The sequence below is a fragment of the Parabacteroides faecis genome (assembly GCF_014647375.1).
Classification (GTDB): Bacteria; Bacteroidota; Bacteroidia; order Bacteroidales; family Tannerellaceae; genus Parabacteroides; species Parabacteroides faecis.
Genome location: NZ_BMPB01000011.1, coordinates 21231 through 41243 on the forward strand (window position 1 = coordinate 21231; position 20013 = coordinate 41243).

Here is a 20013-nt window from a genome sequence, read left to right on the forward strand (position 1 = left end):
TGTTCATTAGTGTTCATAGAAAAATTAAGTTTTAATTGTATGTTATTTTAACAACAGGAGTACATATAGTTTTGTTTTTCTTTGTTGTATAGCGTTGGTTAACAGTAGATTAAGTTATTGTTTTTAGTGATATAAGGATGATTTGTTGTATTTGGCTTGATGTGTTTTTTTGCTTTTTAAACTACATCCTTTACAGGAACAACCGCAATCCTTTCCTTTTTTATATTGGAAAAAAATATTATAATATTTTTTTCCAATATAAAAAAGGACTACTATGCCAATTAGCCATATTGTCATTTCCTGCCACATAATCAAAGATTTTTTAATTCAATAAATTAATAAACAAACTCCCTGTCTGATAAACCACGAACGAGACGATCCATGCTAAAACACATGTATATACAATCACAAATATTCCCCATTTCCACGATCCCGACTCATTGACGATGGCTGAGATCGTTGCAATACATGGGAAATAGATAAGGACAAATAACATCAGACTCAAAGCGATAAGAGGCGTAAAGACCGGATTTCCTTCTTCATCCAGATCCTGTTTTATGCGCTCGGATAAGGCTTGGGCGTCTTCTTCTTCACCAGTGTATAGCACACTCAAAGTACTGACAACAACCTCTTTGGCTGCCATGCCAGTTAACAGGCTGACGCTCATTTTCCAGTCGAATCCTAACGGACTAAGAACCGGCTGAATGGTCTGTCCTATTGTACCGATATATGAGTTTCTTTGATGCTCCATATTCTTTAACCGTTCTAACTCTGCAATTGTTTCCGTTTTTTCTTTGGAATCCAGTTCTGCATTTTCTACTTCTGCGATTTGCTGGTCAAATGCGTCTCCCATCTCGCTGTGACGGGGGAAATATCCTAAGAACCAGATAATGATGGAAGCCACTAAAATGACGCCCCCCATTTTGTGCAAATACTGCTTGGCTTTCTCCCACATATGGATCATGATCGACTTTCCTGTCGGCATACGGTAGGGAGGGAGTTCCATAACAAAAGGAACATCTTCTTCATTAAATAGAAAACGCTTGAATAGCCGTGCCATAATAACAGCCAGTAAAATTCCGCAAACATATAATGACAAGAGTATAAAACTTGCATTATTCGGGAAGAATGCCCCGGCAAGCAGGACATAAACCGGTAAACGTGCACTGCAACTCATTAACGGATTGATCAGCATAGTGATCATCCGGCTATTGCGGCTTTCGATTGTACGGGATGCCATAATAGCTGGAACATTACAACCGAATCCCATTACCAGAGGTATGAAAGATTTACCATGAAGCCCCATTTTATGCATAATCTTATCCATGATAAAAGCGGCACGTGCCATATATCCGGAGTCTTCCATGAATGAAATGAACAAGTACAATATCAAGATGTTAGGAAGGAAGACAATAACACCGCCGACTCCACCTATAATACCATCGACAAGCAAATCCTTTAGCGGGCCTTCGCTCATAGTACCCCGTACAAAATTTCCGATCCAGCCAACCAGGTCTTCAATCCATTCCATAGGGTATGCACCCAAACGGAATGTCGCTTCGAACATGATCCACATAAAAAGGATGAATATTGGAAATCCCAACACTTTATGGGTGACGAATAAATCGATGATCTGCGTACTGGTCGCTTCTTTTATTTTATTTTGTTCGTAGGTCTCTCTCAATGCACCGGAGATAAACCCATAACGGGCATTTGTGAATGCTGTTTCGGAATCCTCCAGTAATAATTCTTCTATTTGGACAACATTCCTGTCCCGTTCTTCCAGGATTGTATCGGAACCAGGTAATGTTTGGATGAATTTTTCTATTTCCGGGTCTCCCTCCAGTAACTTGATGGACAAATAACGTTTGGAAAGGCTTTTTGCTACATTCCCATTTTGTTTTATCGCATTTCTGACATTTTTAATTCCTTTTTCCAGAACTTCTCCATAATTTATATGGATATGACGGATTACAGGATCTTCTTCCTCGTATACTTTTATGACCCGTTTAAACAGTTCTTCAATACCGAAACCGGTTCTACTGATAGTCGGAACAATAGGGGTTCCGATCATCTGGGATAGAGAGTTATGGTCGAATTTATTACCTGATCGCTCCAATTCGTCGTACATATTCAATGCGATGACAGACCGGATATCCATGTCAATGAGTTGGCAAGTCAGATACAGATTTCTTTCCAGGTTGGATGCGTCGATAACATTGATCACCACATCCGGTTGCTCTTCACTGAGATGTTTGCGGACATACAACTCTTCCGGTGTATAAGTGGATAAAGAATAAGTTCCGGGTAAATCTACAATACGGAATGTATAACCGTCTTGCTGAAAAGTACCCTCTTTGGCATCGACGGTTACTCCGCTGTAGTTGCCCACATGTTCATGTGCTCCGGAAGCGAAGTTGAAGAGGGATGTTTTGCCACAATTAGGATTTCCTACCAAAGCGACGTTGATCGTTTTTCCCTGATGTATAGCGATTGCCTGTAAATCTTCAGTAGAGGGTAATGTATAAGAGTCTGCGGAACGGGTTTCATTTTGCTGGGATATCTGAGCCTTGGCAAACTCTGCAGAACTGACCACTTCGATCATTGCAGCATCGTTCCGCCGTAAAGAGACGTCATATCCCATTACACGATAATGAATAGGGTCTTTGAGCGGAGCATTTTGTATAACATCCACTTCTTTCCCTCTTATGAATCCCATTTCAATAATGCGCTTACGGAAAGCTCCGCGCCCCATTACTTTTACAATAACACCCTTCTCGCCAGTGTGAAGCTCCGATAATCTCATTTTTCTTAAATTCTTGTGCAAAGTTATAGTGAAATACTTAGATGACCAATACCTATTAATTGGTATTTTTTTTAGTTTTGTATTCAGTAAGGAATGAAAATTAGTATGACAAATAGAATTATATTAAGTTTGGGGTCAAATACGGACCAGGAAAGGAATATTGCAGATGCGGGCCATCTGCTGGATAGTAGTTTTGTTTCCATCAGTTTTTCTGTTCCGGTTTACACAGTTCCTATAAACATATCCTGTTCCGGTCATTTTCTGAATCAGGTTGCAATTGCATTTACGGAAGAAGGGCCGGATGAGGTTAATTATCGTTTGAAACAAATAGAGCGGCAGTTACGACGTACGCCTGAGGGGAATGCAACCGGAGTTATCCCTATCGATATCGATTTGCTTCAATGGAACGATCTTATTCTGAAGCCGGAGGATCTGCAAAGAGATTATGTAAAAGCCGGGATTCGTTTCCTGCAAGAGATAGAATCCGGTGGTCATCAAAAGATAAACTGAATAAATAAATCGTATGGTTAAATACATTGTACTTGTCGTTTTTCTGGTACTGAAGTTCTTTACATTGGATAATTGTTTTTTCTGGGATAATATAGCCGGTTATTCCAAGCCGGCCAGTTACTTGTTGGAATATGGCTTTCTTTCTTTTGTTTATCCGCCTGACTATGTATCGGAACCTCCTTTGGCTCATATGTATTTGGCCGCATTATGGTCCCTGTTTGGCAAAAATCTGTTGATTGCCCATTTGTCTGTAACCTTATTTTCATTGGGTGTCATCTGGCAGGTTTATCGTTTGTGTGAAAAATTGAATACGAAATATACTCCCTATATCTTCTTGCTGGTATTATTGGAGCCTACGCTTTCTACCCAACTGATACTTATTTCGCCTGATGTTATTATGTGTTTTTTTGCATTGTTAAGCATCAATCTGCTTCTGGAGAATAAGAGAGGCTGGCTGGCGTTGTCTGCTTTTTGCCTGGGAATGGTTAGTATCCGGGGACTTGTTGTTTGTGCCGGGTTAGGACTGGGTTATTTAGTCATCTCGAAAGTAATCGATAAAAAATCTTTCAAAGATGCGTTTTTCTATGTTTTCCCATCTTTTATTCCGGTTTTGCTGGCTTTGGGTGCATGGTTTCTTTACAGAAAACTGGAAACCGGGTATTTTCTGTATCAGCCGGGTTTTGAATATCAGGAGCATCGTGAATTGGCAAGCCTGAATCATATAATTAAGAATATAGCGAGTTTGGCAATACGAATGCTCGATTCGGGCAGGATCGTTGTCTGGATACTTTTGTTTGTGGCTGTAATCAAGATGGGTATAAAGAATTTTATCTCATTTGTCATTCATTCCCGCTTGAGTATTATTTACCTGAGTGTGCTGTTCACCATGTCTCTGGTGACAATACCCGTGACGAATCCTTTTGGTGACCGCTACTTTATCGTATTATATATTTTGTTAGCGTTGATTACCGGCCAGCTTTTGTCGAAAATTTATGAGACAAAGAAAATTAGGGTTATTTTTATCAGTATGATACTGGTACTGGTCAGTGGAAACTTTTGGGTTTATTCCGAAAGAATGTCTAAAGCATGGGATAGTGTTCTTTGTCATCTTCCGTACTATTCGTTACGGCAGGAAATGATTGCATATATAGAAGAACAGGGGATAGACGTGAATGATGTCTCCGCTTCGTTCCCTCTGGATTCTTTCTTTTCAGATACGGAAGCAAATACGGATAACCGTTCTTTTTCATCTTTGAACCTGGATAAGAGCCAGTACATAATATATACAAATATTTATAATTGGAATGACGAATCTATCAAGACTCTTCATGCTGATTGGAAATTACAGAAAGAGTTTAAGCGGGGATTGATTTTCATTCAATTATATGTCCCTAAATGATATGATATTACCTCCGAACGAAAGTTTAGAAATGACTTATTCGGATATACTGTTTCTTCTGATCCGGCATAAATACCCCAGTTTATAAAAGGCGAACAGTTTGAGCGAGGGCTTTTCCCCTGTCAGATTTTTCTCGATAGCAGATTGGGTGATCTGGAAAATCCGGGCCACAAATCCGGTTAGCCCGTATCGCTCTAGTTTGGTATACCATTGAAGAAGGCGTACATGGGTTCGTTGTTTCTCTATATTCCGGGAAAGGATGTCGATTGCATTACGTATTTTTCTCAGGTATTCCCTGGAAGGCTCTTTACTGAGGTGATATACCGGATTATCGATGTGGTGAAGAGGTATATGTTTTTGTTCCAGCAGTATGCCGAAGTAAGTATCTTCATATCCGATGTGCATGGCTTCATCAAAGCGGACCTGTTTGAATACACTACGATCGGCCAGGAAACTCATCGATATAAATTGTGCATAAGGATGACGGTTTCTTTCTGCTGCTGTTTTTTCTTCGACATGAATACCGTAATAATAGCGTAAGGCATGTTGTGCTGACGGTTTCCCACGCTGGTAGCAGAAGCCGCCGCAAACGACACCTCCTTGTATTGCCTCCTGTAAATAATCTGCGAGAAAAGTCGGGTGAACAGGCAAAACATCCGTATCTAAAAATAAAATGTATTGATATTTAGCTTGGTCTGCCAGCCTGTTCCGAAGGCGTGCCGGTCCGATGTTTTCTGTTGCCGGAAAATAACAACAGTTACTCAGTGTTGCTATATGCCGGTTTATTTCATCTATTTCAGATCGGGAACCATCGTCGGCTACCAAAATTTCGAAAGGAATATCTAACCTGGTTGCTTCCGCATGTATTCGAGCGACCAATTCTGTGCATATCGCATTATATGTTGGAATTAATATGGATAACATTTTATCGGATGATTACGGTTTCAAAAATTTCAGAAAACTGTCCAGCCTGTTCTTTACGGGAATAATTTCTCAATACTTTTTTATCGGTCTGCGAAGTCGTATATCCTTTTTCTTTCCACTCCGTAAAGCAATCTTCCAGAAAGCGACAGGCTTCTTCTACATGACGTGCTGCTATACCGGCTTTTGACTCTTGGAGAGCCGATTCCAGATAACTTTCGTCACTGCGGACACAAAGAATTGGTTTTTCAACCGCAAGCGACTCAAAGAATTTTGTTGTCATAATTCCTTTCGGGCCTTTCTCTTTCGAACGGTTGGCAAGCAAAAGTAAGACGGAACTATTATTAAGTACAGATGGTATTTCCGTAGCTTGTACATATCCTTTAAAATCCATGAAAGACGATACACCGGCTTTATCAGCTTCAGCAGTAATTAGTTTTTGCGAAGCCGAATCGACATACCAGTAAACACGGCATATCTGGTCGTTGATGATATTTTTATCCGATAGTATTTTTAATGCCTCCAATAATAATCCCGGATCGCGCATGGCTGTACTCATCAACCTGCCGGTATATGTAATGATGAATTTGTCTGTCTTTTTTTGTTCCGGATAAAATAATTCAGGATCGAATCCATTATAAATGAGTCCGACATTCGGATTATATTGCTTTAGCGTTTCCACATGCCAGGGCGAGACTGTCGTGACAAAATCAGCCATTTTCAAGGCCTGGTTTCGTTCGCGAAGACTTTTCGTTTTGAAGATCGAAATGTACAATTTATTTAATCCGAAGATATCCGGTAAACGATGTGACATAAATTCATCTCCGGTAAATTGTTCGATGATATCCCTTAAATCGACGACTAGAGGTAATTTATATGTATGGGCGATACGTTGTGCTGCAGGTAAAGGAAAACTTCTGAAACTACTGCATAATACCAGTTCGAATTTATTCTTCCTGATTAATTTTTGAGCTTCCCGATACATCCGTACATCTTTATATCCCCAAAGAAGATCGAAAAGAAGTATACAGGCCCATTGTAGTTTTCTGATGATTTTGTTTTTGGCCGTATAGAAATTGATATGGGTGACCTCGCATTTATTAGCCAGGAATGTAAATGTGTTTTGTTCAACGTGTTCAGCCAGAACAACAGGCTCCCACCCGTAATTCCGTAGGTATTTGCATAAATATCCCATACGCGGACCAAAAGCAGGTGGGAAAAGGTCGCAAATAATCAGTATTTTCTTCATAACAAATCAATGATATTTTTAGAAGCATTTCCGGTTCCGTATTCCTGAATTTCTTTTCTTTCCGGTTGATTGCCGAGGCAATACAGGATATTTTCTTTTTTATATCCGGCAATCTGATTCCAACCAGCTTCGACAGTCTCTACCCATTCTGTCTCATCCCGCAGTGTTATGCAAGGGGTATGATGGAAGTAGGCTTCTTTCTGTACGCCTCCCGAATCTGTCAGGATTGTGGCAGCATGTTTTTCCAGCATGACCATATCGAGAAAACTTATCGGAGGAATGATCAGTATTCCTTCCTGACTTTCGAGTGATTCGAACAGTCCGAATTTTTCCAGGCAGTTTCGTGTACGGGGATGGAGAGGTAGAACAGTCGGGCAGGAATGAGAAGATATTTCCTTTATCGCATTGACAATTCCGGATATCCGTTCCGGGATGTCTGTGTTTTCAGCCCTGTGTACCGTACAAAGCCTGAACTGTTTGCTGGTCAGGTCCAGGCGGTCGAGTATGTCTGATGTACTGTCTGCCAATTTGCCGAAGGTTAATGCCGCATCGTACATCACATCCCCGACATGGTGGACTCCCTGCTGTATTCCTTCGCTGGCCAAATGTCTGACGGCAGCAAAAGTCGGACAGCACAATAACGTTGCCATATGGTCGGTCAGTATACGGTTGATCTCTTCCGGCATCTGTTTATTGAAACTACGGAGGCCGGCTTCCACATGAACTACCGGTATATGCAGTTTGGATGCCGCTAATGCACCAGCCAGTGTTGAGTTTGTATCGCCGTAGACCAATACATAATCGGGTAGCGTGTCCTGTAATATTTTTTCTATTTCAATGAGCATACGACCGGTCATCTCTCCGTGTGTCCCGTTTCCGCATTGCAATTGCCAGACAGGTTGAGGGATTCCCATGCTTTTGAAAAAAATGTCGCTCATGTTTGTATCGTAATGCTGTCCCGTATGGAGAAGCAGTTCTTCATACCGTGTATCATTATTTTTGTTGTATTCAAGGATTGCCCGGCTCACCATGGCTGCTTTAACAAACTGAGGCCTAGCTCCGACAATAGTAACAATTTTCATTTTTTTGCGAGTTCGTTTAATAAATGGCTATAAAGTTTACGTAAATAACTACCGGAGTTTTCCATGGCACTGGTGTTATGCCATAGAAGAGTCAGTTCTCCACCTACGTTTTTTACTTGTTCAATAAGATTCAGGCTATATGCCTGTGCCTCTTCATAACTTAATCCCATATATTTTTTTTCTTCTAAAGAACAATCCATGATAGTGAGCGGATGCTGTAAAATGGAAGAGAGACGCCGGGTAACCGGATTTATCCAGCGTACCGGATAACTGGTGCCTAACCTGAATCCGGCCACATCTGCATACCCCATTGTAAAATCATCCGTTATACCGGCAGCTTCCAAATGTGTCATGTCTTCCGGTTCACGGCTGGAAAGAAAATGGTGGCGGTTCAGACGGATACTTTTGCCCGTATTCTCTTCAAGTATTGTCTTTTCTTTTTTTATCAGAGAAGGAGATTTACCGGCTTGATAACTACTGTGCAGGCCGATTTTCATATCATTGGACAAGACAGACTCTATCAGTTGAGATATATCTTTACTGTGCAGGCTATAATGGGGTTTATCTTGTTTGCATTTGCCCCCGCTGCGGATGAAAAGAATCGCCTGGCAGATCTCTTTGCCTGTTTGTTCCCGTAATAAATTATTTTGCTCGAATATCCACGGGAATGTGTAATACGGATCATTTTCCACGGGACCCAACTTCCCTTGTATGGATGAAATAAGCCCTCTTTTATCCCGTATCGAACGGATAAGTCCTTTCCATGTGCGGTAAAGAGTGGGAGCGTCCAGGTCGTGTGTCAACCAGATATGTTGTATCTCTTTCTTTACTTCCGGTAGGCAGAGCCCGTATTGCTGCAACCATTTGCGTAAGAGCAGACGATATTCATCCACGATCGGGCGGTGTAGAAATCCTGCCCGGTAGGGTAGAGACATCTTTCCTGGAAAACGTCCGTGTTCATCTCTTATATTGCGTTGTATAATTTCCTCATAACGGGTTATAAGAAAGTAGGTGCTGGCAATAATGTCTGCATGAATGACCAGTGTGCCGCCTACTTGTTCGACAAGGGGAGAACCGAATAGGAGAGGAGTACCTTCGATCTCCTGTAACGGCAATTCCGGAAGAGAAGAAGTCGTCCCGTATGTATGGTTGGTGAAAAAGCCGGACGGTATGATTACGATACTGTAACGTTCAAAATGTTTGCTGTTATTCGTATATCCGATAGCAGCTACAATTTCTTCGGAAATATCTTCTCCGAGAAGGAAACGTATTATGTAATGTATAGCATGATTGTTCATATCCGTTCTTTTATCTTTAGCCAAACTCTATATAATAAACTGAGATTTCCTTTGGTTATTGTAAAGAAAGGGGTTTGAATTGCTCCGAATTCACGAAAGAAGCGTTCTACTCCGGGGATCATCGAACCTTCGAAGTCGAACAATACCGTGTGACGAGAAGTATAACGGATACAATCCCAAAGAAGCAGGCTATGTGCTCCGGAAGCTCTTAAGGCCGGATCGCCACCTCCTGCCAGGTAATAAGCGGAACTTTCCTGCCAGGCAATGAAAGCTACTGCATGCAAATTCCCTTTATCGTCATACGCTCCCCATAAATCACCCTGGTTCCGTTGGCGGCAGGCTGAGATGAGTCGTATCAGGGTATCCTTTTTTTTAGGAGGAGAGAGGTGCTGGCGTTCGAAAGTCAATGATTGTATCTTTAGAAAATCATCTACGGATATTCCTTTCCGGGTTGTGATGAGAAACTTCTCTTTTGCTTTTGTTATGTTCCGCCGGATATTGGGACTCATATTTTCCCAAAGAAGGTTTTCATCCTGTATATTATTCAACAGGTAAGTATACCGTGTCGTTTGTTTATATCCCTCCCAGTAAAAAGGCAACCAATCTGTTATTCTGTAATTGAAGTTTTGCAGGAAATGGGGATACGCCTTTAGGATGTCGATAAATTCTTTGCATATCGCCTGGCGTTGTCCCAATGTCCGGGTATATTTGGCATCTTTGGGTTCCGGAGTAAACCAGGGGCCCATTGTTTGCGTATAAACAGGCATCGATACGACTCCCTCATGGGGAATGTAAAGAGGCATGGCGGCACGTATCTTCCCTTTCTCTTCTGCCAGCAAGACATCCCATTTTGTTTCGCCACAAGCTGCATTCAACCACCAGTCCCGTGAAAAAAGCGGCAGGCTGCTTTCATTACTGCACAGGAGGCGATATTTGTCTTTGTTTGTCATGATAGGAAGATAATTAAATAAAGACTGTGTCAAAAGTTGATATTAGGGAACGCAGAATACGCAGACGAAGCGCAGAATCTCGCAGACTTGTTAAAAAAATAAATCTGCGAAAGTCTGCGTTTTCTGCGTAATCTGCGTCCGGTAATAGCTTTCTGATAATCTGCGTAGCTTATCCTTTCAGTGCTTCAAATATCAATCCGGATAACTCTTCAGCCAGTTCAGGATTATCATTGACGCATTGTTTTGCAGCATCGCGTCCCTGTCCCAGTTTTGTATCGTTGTAACTGTACCACGAACCACTCTTCTTGATGATGTTCAGATCTGCTCCCAGGTCGATGATCTCTCCGGCCTTGGAAATACCTTCGCCAAACATGATATCGAATTCAGCTTTACGGAAAGGAGGTGCCACTTTATTCTTCACCACTTTCACGCGAACCTGATTACCTTTCACTTCGTCGCCATCCTTCAATGTTCCGATCTTACGGATATCCAGACGTACGGAAGCATAGAACTTCAGTGCAAACGCCGATCTTATCACGCAACTGGTTGATAAAGACACAAGTCGTGTTTGTCTTATTGATTGCACCGGTCAGTTTACGCAGTGCCTGTGACATTAAACGAGCCTGCAATCCCATCTTGCTGTCGCCCATATCGCCTTCGATTTCTGCTTTCGGTGTCAATGCCGCAACAGAGTCGATAACGATAATATCTACGGCAGACGAACGGATCAGCTGTTCGGCAATTTCCAAAGCCTGTTCGCCGTTGTCCGGCTGCGAGATCCATAAGTTTTCCACATCGACACCCAGTTTTTCAGCATAGAAACGGTCGAATGCATGCTCTGCATCGATAAATGCTGCGATACCACCCGCTTTTTGTGCTTCGGCAATTGCGTGGATTGCCAGGGTTGTCTTACCGGAAGATTCCGGTCCGTATATTTCGATAACGCGTCCTTTCGGATAACCGCCGACGCCTAAAGCGGCGTTCAGTGCGATGGAACCGGTCGGAACCACTTCGATTGCTTCTATACTTTCGTCACCCAACTTCATGATAGAACCTTTTCCGTAGTTCTTCTCAATCTTGTCCATTGCAGCGCGCAATGCTTTTAACTTGTCGGCATTCACAGCCGGTTTACCTTCCGGGGTTTTTCCCTCTTCGAATAAATTGTCTTCTTTTGCCATCCCTTTTATGAATTAAGGATTTGATTAGCATGGTCTTTCGTCTTCACCTCTTTCGGACCGATTATCTTTTCGATGACACCGTCTTCGTTGATAATAAAGGTGGTACGGAGAGTCCCCATGTATGAACGTCCGTACAGTTTTTTTTCTGCCCATACGCCAAAGGCTTGTTGCAGGGCTGTGTCCGTATCAGCAATCAGGTTGAAAGGCAGATTCTGTTTCGCAATAAATCCCTGATGGGATTTTGCACTGTCTTTACTTACCCCGACCACTTCATAACCGGCTGCCTGTAGTTCCTGGTAACCGTCACGCAGGCTGCAGGCCTCTGCCGTACAACCGCTGGTGTTATCTTTCGGGTAAAAGTAAAGAGCTAACTTCTTTCCTTTGAAATCGCTGAGTTTTATTTCATTTCCGTTCTGATCAATCCCCAGTACTTCGGGGGCTTTGTCTCCTACTTGTAATGCCATATTATAATTCCAGATCTACATTAAACATTTCGTGCCAGGGTAAGCCCTGCTCGTTCAGTTCCTTCATGAACGGATCGGGGTTAAATTCTTCCACGTTCCATACACCCGGCTTTTTCCATATTCCCTGCATAAAGAGTTTGGCGCCGATCATGGCGGGAACGCCTGTCGTATAACTTACACCCTGGGCACCTGTCTCTTTGTAGGCTGCTTCGTGGCTGCAGTTGTTGTAGACATAGTAGGTCTGTTCTTTTCCATCCTTGATACCACGGATACGGCAACCGATCGAAGTCTCACCCGTATAGTTTTCACCCAGATCGCCCGGGTTAGGCAGTACAGCTTTCAGGAACTGGATCGGGACGATCTCCTGTCCATTGTACATGATCGGGTCGATGCGTGACATGCCGATATTCTGTATTACACGTAAATGAGTCAGATATTCCTGTCCGAACGTCATCCAGAAACGGGCGCGTTTGAGGGTCGGGAAGTTCTTTGTCAGACTCTCCAGTTCTTCGTGATACATCAGGTATGATTCGCGCGGACCTACATTCGGATAGTTCAGCGGCTTGTGTACCGACAGCGGATCTGTATCTTTCCATTCTCCGTCTTCAAAATATTTACCACGCTGGGTAATTTCACGAATGTTGATTTCCGGATTGAAGTTCGTAGCGAATGCTTTGTGATGATCGCCTGCGTTGCAGTCGACGATGTCCAGATACTGGATTTCGTCGAAATGATGTTTCGCTGCATAAGCTGTATATACCCCTGTTACGCCCGGATCGAATCCGCATCCCAGAATCGCTGTCAGCCCTGCTTTTTCAAAACGGTCTTTATAGGCCCATTGCCAGCTATATTCATATTTCGCTTCGTCCAGCGGTTCGTAGTTGGCGGTGTCGAGGTAGCTGACACCGTAAGCCAGACAGGCGTCCATGATGGAGAGGTCCTGATAAGGTAAAGCCAGGTTGACAACCAACTCAGGCTTGAAGTCATTAAATAATGCAACGAGCTCGTCCACGTTGTCCGCATTGACCTGTGCTGTCTTCACCTTCACGTTCTTGATATCGGCAGCAATCTGGTCGCACTTGCTTTTCGTGCGGCTGGCTACCATGATATCGGTAAAAACATCAGCGTTCATCGCGATCTTTTTAACAGCAACGGTACTTACGCCCCCTGCACCAATAACTAATACTCTTCCCATTTACAAATAGAATTAATCTTGTTAATATACAGTTTACAAGGTTTTAAACCAAAGGACAAATATACGATTTATCTTTGGAAAAAAATCAAACAGTTGCCTAAAAACAATCAACCTGCTAATAGCCTGTTCTCTCCGTATCGGCAAGGGGAGAACAGGTCATGGGTTTTGAAAATAGAAGTAGGGACTTTTGATGATGAAATAAGGGACTTTTGAAAACAAAAGTCATAAGCTTTAAGTACGAAAGGGGGAGTTGGGTGATAAAAAAAAATAAAAAAATCAGATGTCTTATATATCTTTATATATAGTTCTTTCTATATTAAAGAGGAAATTTCTAACCTTCTTACAAAGTAATTTCATGATGTCGTTTAATGTGTTTATTCTTAGTCGTTTAGGCAGAAGGGTTTGGTTTCATTTTCAATTTCACTGAATCGAATGAATTTGTGGAGGTTAGTAATGTAAACGTTTCCTGAAGATGCAGCGTTTGTAGACCAAACGGCATCTTACCTAATGAGAACCCAATGTTAGGATAAATATTAAAGTTAAAGTATATATAAATGCTTGGTTCTTATTGGGAACGCGTTATATTTGTATATAGAATGCGAGATTTTTAGAGTTATTAAGAGTGCGCATTTAAACCCTGGCGATGGAAACAGAGTCTAAACAGTAGAATAAATATATTAATGTAGAGGAGAAACGAATATGAAACCCATGAAATTAACATCTTTAGTGGTGATGCTTCTGGTCGGCTTCAGTGCCGCAGCCCAGGAGGAGTTCTTTGATGATGTGTATTTCTCTTCAAGTAAAGAAAAAAAGAAAGAAAAGACAGAAGAGAAGGTTATACAATCCAAAAAAGAAGATGCAAAGGATTCTTCATCTGCAATCGTATTGGCTTCGGCATCGGATTCACAACCGACGCTCGTTAAAGATAGGGATGTGGATGAATACAATAGACGATATACATCTGTCGACGTTGAGGAACCTTATAACGAGGATCTGGATGATGAGGACGGTACTTATATCGAAGAGTTACCGGATAACAATCAGAAGGTAACGAAGAAATCGGAACGTCGTTCGGATACCGAATATACCGAACGTATCGTACGTTATCATTCTCCGAGTAAGATCACGATTGCCGGTGCAGACCAGGTGGATCTGTATCTGAGCGACGGTTATTACAGCTATGGTTATGATACGGATTACTCCGACGGTAATACGAATGTAAATGTAAATATCAACATGGGTAATAGCTGGGGAGGCTGGTATGGCTGGAACTCTCCGTGGTATTATAACTGGTATGATCCGTGGTATAGTTATAGCCCCTGGTGGACTTACTCATCCTGGTATGGCCCTCGTTGGGGATTCGGCTGGGGCTGGGGTGGCTTCTATGCAGGTTGGAGCAGTCCTTGGTACGGCGGTTATTGGGGCGGTGGTTATTACGGCGGCGGCTACTATGGTGGCGGCTATTGGGGACACCATCACCATCATAATTACTATAATCCCTATAGTTATAGGTCATCCGGACGTTCGACGTCAAGCCGTTATACTTCAGGAAGAAGCTCTTCAAGCAGGTATAATAATAATGGGGTAAGCAGTAACCGGTATTCATCTAACAGAAATTCGTCGACTCGCGCGACATCATTGAGAAGCGAAAGTAATCGTTCGTCCAGTGCCAGAAGTTCTGATCGTTATTCAACGCGTTCCTCTTCTTCGTCTTCAGTAAGAGGGGAATCAACGACAAGAAGTAGTAGTTTGCGTTCTAGCGGAGGTACTTCTTCCGGTCGTGTACAGTCGGATGCAACCGTACGTACCCGTCCAAGTACAACTACCCGCAGAAGTGAATACAGCGGTTCAAGCACTCGTTCTTCATCAGGATCTTACTCAGCTCCTGCCAGAAGTAGCAGTAGTTCTTCCCGCTCAAGTTACAGCACTTCTCCTTCCAGAAGCCAGAGTACCTATTCTGCTCCTGCCAGAAGTAGCAGCAGCAGTAGCCGTAGTTCCGGATTCAGTAGCGGAGGTAGCAGTAGCAGCCGTTCAAGCGGTGGCGGAGGAGGCGGTGGCCGTTCTGGTGGTCGCAGATAATAGAAAAAGAGAATTGGTATAATGTAAGGGCTGGTATTTACTTGCCCTTATATATTTTAATGTATAAGAAATAACAGAAACGATGAAAAGAATAACGTGCTTATTTATATCGGCGTTTTTTTTAGCCGGAGGTATTGCATATGCACAAGGTGAGATGGATGCGTACAAAATGTCACGAAATGAATTGAACGGGACGGCCCGTTACTTGGGAATGAGTGGTGCTTTTGGTGCATTAGGTGGGGATATATCGTCTATGTCTACCAATCCTGCCGGATTGGGGATATATCGTAGTTCTGAAGTTGTTACTACGATAAGTCTATCGTCTGCGAAAACGAATTCCGATTGGAACGGCACAAGCGTAGATAAAAGTAAGACAAGGTTTAACTTTGACAATATTGCTTATGTCGGTTACTTTCCGACAGGAAATGATGAAGGAATTGTCGGTTGGAATATCGGACTTTCTTATAACCGGGTAAAGGATTTTAACCGTTCTTACCGGATGAATGGTGCCCAGGCTTATTCAGTCGCTGATTATGTGGCTGATTTATTGTATGGCACAGATAAAAATGATCTTAGATATGGTGATAAAAATTATGATCCTTATTTTGACAGCAGTATCTCATGGCTGGGAATTTTAGGTTTTGACGCCGGTTTCGTAGATAATTATGCTGGAAACAATAAGGAATACCATTCTGCATTCGGGCATGAAAAAGATGGAGAATGGCTTAATTATAGTCCTCAGAACGTTAATCTGCTAGTGAATGAAAAAGGTTCAATAGGGCAATATAACATTTCTTTTGCAACCAATATCTCCGATCGCTTTTTCTTGGGAGCAACGGTTGCGATAACAGATTTGGATTATACTCTTAGTACGGAATATACGGAAGACTTTACTCAAAACAGCCAGTTACGGTTGGATAATGGATTGTCTACTGATGGTACGGGCTATGCATTCAATATTGGGGCGATCGTTCGTCCGGTAGATTTTCTGCGTGTGGGTGTGGCATATAATTCTCCGACATGGTATAAAATGACGGATTATTTTCACGGAACAGCTGGGACAACCATTAATAATCAAGACTGGAATACACAAAATACGCCTGATTATCAGTCTGGTGATTATCGTCTTCGTACTCCGGATCGTTGGATCTTTAGTATTGCTGGTGTCGGACAGAATTTCCTGATTAGTGCCGATTATGAATTGACGAATTACAAGAGGATGGTGTTGAATGACGTGGATGGTTATGAGTTACGCACTACTGAAGATGTTAAAAAAGATTTTGGAATGTCCGGAACTTTGAAGGTCGGCGCTGAATATAAGATTACTCCCCAGTTTTCTGTTCGTGCCGGTACCTTATGGAAAACATCTCCGATGAAGCAGCATGTAAAAGATGGAATTCCGCCGAAGAATGAGAAGGGGGAATTTGAAGTCGATGCTATAGGTATCGTGGGTACTATTCCTAGCTATACAGTTGATAAAGGTACAAATTCCTATTCTGTTGGTCTGGGATATCGTTTTACTCCAAATTTCTATATGGATTTGGCTTGCGTTTATCGTGTATATAAAGAAGACGGGTATGCTTTTCCCAGTACATATCAGGCAGGAATAAGTGATATTGATAAGTTGCTGGATGAGGGTATTGTCGTTAAATCCGATCCCGCCTCATTAAAGACTAAAACAACACAGGTCGCTTTAACTTTGGGTTATAAGTTCTAAATATATAGTTTGTTAGCAAATGTCCCCTGTTTGTACATAAAATGTACAGGCAGGGGACATTTTTGTATAAAAATAACAGAAATATTTGTCTGTTTAAAATACTTTTTGTTCTTTTGTTTTCGAAAACAAAATTGTCTAACATTTAAAACCTCGTTGCCTATAGCATAAACATTACTCAAAGAAACTATAAAACATAGAAGTAATGAAGACTTTAAAATCGATGACCGACGAAGAACTGGTTGTCCTTTATGCGCAAGGTAATAATGCTGCATTTGATGTGTTGTTGAACCGTCATAAAAGTAGTATCCATTCCTATATTTACTTTATAGTCCGCAATAAAGAGTTGACAGAAGATATCTTTCAAGAGACTTTTGTCAAAGTGATTATGACTATTAAACAAGGTCGTTATACAGAAAACGGCAAGTTTAAGGCATGGATTACACGTATTGCACACAACCTGATCATTGACAACTTCCGTCAGGAACGCAGTGAAAATACTGTGTCCAATGATGAAGTGGAAGTTGATCTATTCAATAACATCAAACTTTGCGACGGAACGATTGAAGACAATATCGTACGCCATCAGGTATTGTCGGATGTGAAGAAACTGGTAAAACATTTGCCCGACAGTCAGCGTGAGGTGCTGGAAATGCGTTATTATCAGGATCTGAGCTTTAAAGAAATTGCCGATATTACGGGTGTAAGCATCAATACTGCCTTGGGGCGTATGCGTTATGCGATCCTGAACATGCGTCGTATGGCAGATGAAAACCGTATAGAATTATCTATGGCCTAATCGGTTTGCGTAGCGAGCCTATTAGGATTTTTATCATCCGCAAAAATATTCTCCGGTTCATATAATAAGTAGAAAAATATCCCGTTTTATTATCAAACGATTAAAAAGGGGATGCCTATGAAGAGATTTTCTACACAATGTATGGATGGATTGAAGGATAAAACTAAAAAGAACCGGAACGAGAAGAAAAGTACACCAAGCAGACAAACGCTTGATTTCCTATCTCAGTTTGCAAGGAGCTACCACGTAGAACCTGCATTGCAACCGGAGTTTTGTGGTTATGTGATGAACTAAGAAATTGAAGGAAAGAGGACACTAACGTAGTGTTCTCTTTCTTTTTTTGTACCTTTGCCAAAAAGACATGAAATTATGAAACATAAGATTGCTCCTTCTTTGCTGGCTGCCGATTTCCTTCACTTGCAAAAAGAGGTGGAAATGATCAATAATAGTGAGGCAGACTGGTTGCACATGGATATTATGGACGGTGTTTTCGTCCCGAATATATCTTTCGGTTTTCCGGTGCTGGATGCTGTCAAGCCTATCCTGAAGAAACCGATGGATGTACATCTGATGATTGTCGAACCCCAGAAATTTGTCAAGGAAGTAGCTGCGGCAGGTGCTTATATGATGAATGTGCATTATGAAGCCTGTACGCATCTGCATCGGACTATCGGTGCGATAAAAGAGGCTGGTATGAAGGCGGCTGTTACTTTAAATCCGCATTCTCCGATTAGTTTGCTGGAAGATATTATCCAGGATTTGGATATGGTTTTGCTGATGTCCGTTAATCCGGGTTTCGGCGGACAACGTTTTATCGAGCATTCGGTGAATAAAACGGCCCGTTTGAAAGAAATGATCCGTGAGAGAGGGTTGGATACGTTGATAGAAGTAGATGGCGGTGTCAATCTGGAAACCGGAAAGCGATTGCTGGAAGCCGGAGCCGATGTGCTGGTAGCCGGTAGTTTTGTTTTCAGTTCCCCAGATCCGATACAAACGATAAAAGAATTGAAAGAGATGTAGATAGTAGCATAACAAACCAACCAAAACCAACCTTTGTATGATAATAAAAGAAATACAAAAGCGGCCATTTGTCAGGCCGCTTTTTATATGGATAACCGGAATCTTGCTGCAATCCATATTTAATTGCAGTATTATCTCATTCTTATTGATCGTTATTCCGACGGTATTTATTGCGTTTGCCTGGCTGGCTCCTGGCATAGATGTAGCAGGCTGTAATTATGAATTACGCTGGATATGGGGTGTAGTCTTCCTTTCATTATTGCTTAGTTTTTCTATTCAGCGGACTGCCTATTGGCAGGGCCGGAGGGGAGAGTCAGACACTTCGTTCTTAATGGAATTTGCCGGAGGAAAGCAGGAATATTTATTGAAACCTTTCGATCGGTTGAACTTGTCTAAAGAAGAAAAGTCGGTACTGGCAACTATTACGCTTGGGTATCGTAAAGATATGAGTCGTGATGTGAGAAAACGATTTTCCTTAACAGGTGTTGCCCATCTGTTGGCGGTAAGCGGCTTTCATGTGGCGGTTGTTTGCGGATTTCTTTCTTTGTTGTTTTCTTTTTTACCGAAGAGTCCTTTTTATCGCTGGTTGAAATATCTGTTGACCCTTTGCCTTCTCTGGTGCTTTGTCGTTATTACCGGATTAGCACCGTCGGCTGTCCGTGCCGGTTTGATGCTGACGCTTTATCTTACCGGGCGAGTGCTCAGGCGTACTACTGACGGCTATAATACATTGGCTGCAGCAGCTTTCTGTATGCTGGCGTTTAATCCTTTATATTTATTTGATGTCGGTTTTCAATTGAGTTATCTGGCTGTCTTGTCTATCTTGTTTCTGCAACCTCGTTTACAGGATCTCATTATGGTGCGAAACCCGATCGTGGCAATGCCATGGGGTTGGATTACTGTTACGTTGGCAGCTCAGGCGGGGACAACCCTGCTCTGTCTGTATTATTTCGGACAGTTCTCGTTGGTTTTTCTCTGTACTAATCTGCCGTTGACCTTTTTGGCGACCTTTCTTATTCCGGCAGGACTTATCTGGATGTTGCTCCCAGCAGGTATTCCCGGATACGGATTGTTACAGTTGTTTGTGGAAAAGATGACACATACATTGTTTTGGATCGTAGATTCTTTTAGCCGTGTGACACAGGTCGCTTTTTATACCCGGATCGGTTTATTGGTTACTGTGCTGGGGTATGGTTCTATACTCTGTTTTTTGTTGTATCTCAAAACCAGGCGTCCGGGAATGCTTTTGGCTGGTTTGCTTCTATTGTTATTTATATTCTTTGATTTGCTTATTGAACGTTTTTTTACTGTGTAGAACGCAAAAAAATACTACCTTTGTCCATGTAAAT

At 42.1% G+C, this 20013-nt stretch carries 17 protein-coding genes and 1 pseudogene; 8 read left to right on the forward strand and 10 right to left on the reverse strand.

What is annotated here, in order from left to right; all coding sequences use genetic code 11:
• Positions 1-123: 123 nt before the first annotated feature.
• On the reverse strand, positions 124-309 hold the full coding sequence (locus tag IEY67_RS16320) for a FeoB-associated Cys-rich membrane protein (RefSeq protein ID WP_183671878.1): 186 nt from the start codon (positions 307-309) through the stop codon (positions 124-126).
• A 13-nt stretch (positions 310-322) separates the two neighbouring features.
• Positions 323-2806, reverse strand: a complete 2484-nt coding sequence (gene feoB / locus IEY67_RS16325) for a ferrous iron transport protein B (protein ID WP_183671877.1) — start codon at positions 2804-2806, stop codon at positions 323-325.
• Between the two features lie 105 nt (positions 2807-2911).
• Between feoB and IEY67_RS16330 the strand changes: the two genes are divergently transcribed.
• Together IEY67_RS16330 and IEY67_RS16335 are read left to right on the forward strand one after the other, a co-directional pair.
• Entirely contained in the window at positions 2912-3316 is a 405-nt protein-coding gene (locus IEY67_RS16330) for a 2-amino-4-hydroxy-6-hydroxymethyldihydropteridine diphosphokinase (protein WP_183671876.1), read from the forward strand.
• Between the two features lie 13 nt (positions 3317-3329).
• Positions 3330-4715, forward strand: a complete 1386-nt coding sequence (locus tag IEY67_RS16335) for an ArnT family glycosyltransferase (protein WP_122356633.1) — start codon at positions 3330-3332, stop codon at positions 4713-4715.
• A gap of 36 nt (positions 4716-4751) precedes the next feature.
• Here the strand turns inward: IEY67_RS16335 and IEY67_RS16340 are convergent, their stop codons facing one another.
• The 8 genes and pseudogenes from IEY67_RS16340 to IEY67_RS16375 form a co-directional block, all read right to left on the reverse strand.
• Entirely contained in the window at positions 4752-5639 is an 888-nt protein-coding gene (locus tag IEY67_RS16340; RefSeq protein ID WP_183671875.1) for a glycosyltransferase family 2 protein, read from the reverse strand.
• A 1-nt stretch (position 5640) separates the two neighbouring features.
• Positions 5641-6885: a glycosyltransferase gene (locus IEY67_RS16345; RefSeq protein ID WP_183671874.1), complete on the reverse strand. Its 1245-nt coding sequence runs from the start codon at positions 6883-6885 to the stop codon at positions 5641-5643.
• The gene (gene wecB, locus IEY67_RS16350) at positions 6882-7967 is read right to left on the reverse strand and encodes a non-hydrolyzing UDP-N-acetylglucosamine 2-epimerase (RefSeq protein ID WP_183671873.1); all 1086 of its coding nucleotides are present in this window, start codon (positions 7965-7967) and stop codon (positions 6882-6884) included. Before wecB ends, IEY67_RS16345 begins: the two co-directional genes overlap by 4 nt.
• The gene (gene vimE / locus IEY67_RS16355) at positions 7964-9265 is read right to left on the reverse strand and encodes a UDP-2,3-diacetamido-2,3-dideoxy-alpha-D-glucuronate deacetylase VimE (RefSeq protein ID WP_122376013.1); all 1302 of its coding nucleotides are present in this window, start codon (positions 9263-9265) and stop codon (positions 7964-7966) included. The genes wecB and vimE overlap by 4 nt, the downstream gene beginning before the upstream one ends.
• A complete protein-coding gene (locus IEY67_RS16360) occupies positions 9262-10215 on the reverse strand; it encodes a GNAT family N-acetyltransferase (RefSeq protein ID WP_183671872.1) in 954 nt (317 codons plus the stop codon). The genes vimE and IEY67_RS16360 overlap by 4 nt, the downstream gene beginning before the upstream one ends.
• Positions 10216-10384: 169 nt before the next feature.
• Positions 10385-11393, reverse strand: a pseudogene (gene recA / locus IEY67_RS16365) (recombinase RecA).
• 5 nt (positions 11394-11398) lie between these two features.
• Complete coding sequence (bcp, locus tag IEY67_RS16370) at positions 11399-11857, reverse strand: thioredoxin-dependent thiol peroxidase (RefSeq protein WP_122356619.1); 459 nt, start codon at positions 11855-11857, stop codon at positions 11399-11401.
• 1 nt (position 11858) lies between these two features.
• Complete coding sequence (locus tag IEY67_RS16375) at positions 11859-13052, reverse strand: saccharopine dehydrogenase family protein (RefSeq protein ID WP_183671871.1); 1194 nt, start codon at positions 13050-13052, stop codon at positions 11859-11861.
• A 699-nt stretch (positions 13053-13751) separates the two neighbouring features.
• On the opposite strand from IEY67_RS16375, the gene IEY67_RS16380 reads away from it, so the two are divergent.
• The 6 genes from IEY67_RS16380 to IEY67_RS16405 all read left to right on the forward strand — a co-directional run bounded on the left by IEY67_RS16380 (position 13752) and on the right by IEY67_RS16405 (position 19979).
• A complete protein-coding gene (locus IEY67_RS16380) occupies positions 13752-15131 on the forward strand; it encodes a hypothetical protein (protein WP_183671870.1) in 1380 nt (459 codons plus the stop codon).
• Between the two features lie 82 nt (positions 15132-15213).
• Positions 15214-16848 (forward strand): OmpP1/FadL family transporter, encoded by a 1635-nt coding sequence (locus IEY67_RS16385; RefSeq protein ID WP_183671869.1) that lies wholly within the window; start codon positions 15214-15216, stop codon positions 16846-16848.
• A 202-nt stretch (positions 16849-17050) separates the two neighbouring features.
• Complete coding sequence (locus IEY67_RS16390) at positions 17051-17644, forward strand: RNA polymerase sigma factor (protein ID WP_122356611.1); 594 nt, start codon at positions 17051-17053, stop codon at positions 17642-17644.
• A 117-nt stretch (positions 17645-17761) separates the two neighbouring features.
• The gene (locus IEY67_RS16395; RefSeq protein WP_183671868.1) at positions 17762-17938 is read left to right on the forward strand and encodes a hypothetical protein; all 177 of its coding nucleotides are present in this window, start codon (positions 17762-17764) and stop codon (positions 17936-17938) included.
• Positions 17939-18013: 75 nt separating this feature from the next.
• The gene (rpe, locus tag IEY67_RS16400) at positions 18014-18664 is read left to right on the forward strand and encodes a ribulose-phosphate 3-epimerase (protein WP_122356609.1); all 651 of its coding nucleotides are present in this window, start codon (positions 18014-18016) and stop codon (positions 18662-18664) included.
• 40 nt (positions 18665-18704) lie between these two features.
• A complete protein-coding gene (locus IEY67_RS16405; RefSeq protein ID WP_183671898.1) occupies positions 18705-19979 on the forward strand; it encodes a ComEC/Rec2 family competence protein in 1275 nt (424 codons plus the stop codon).
• Positions 19980-20013 lie beyond the last annotated feature (34 nt).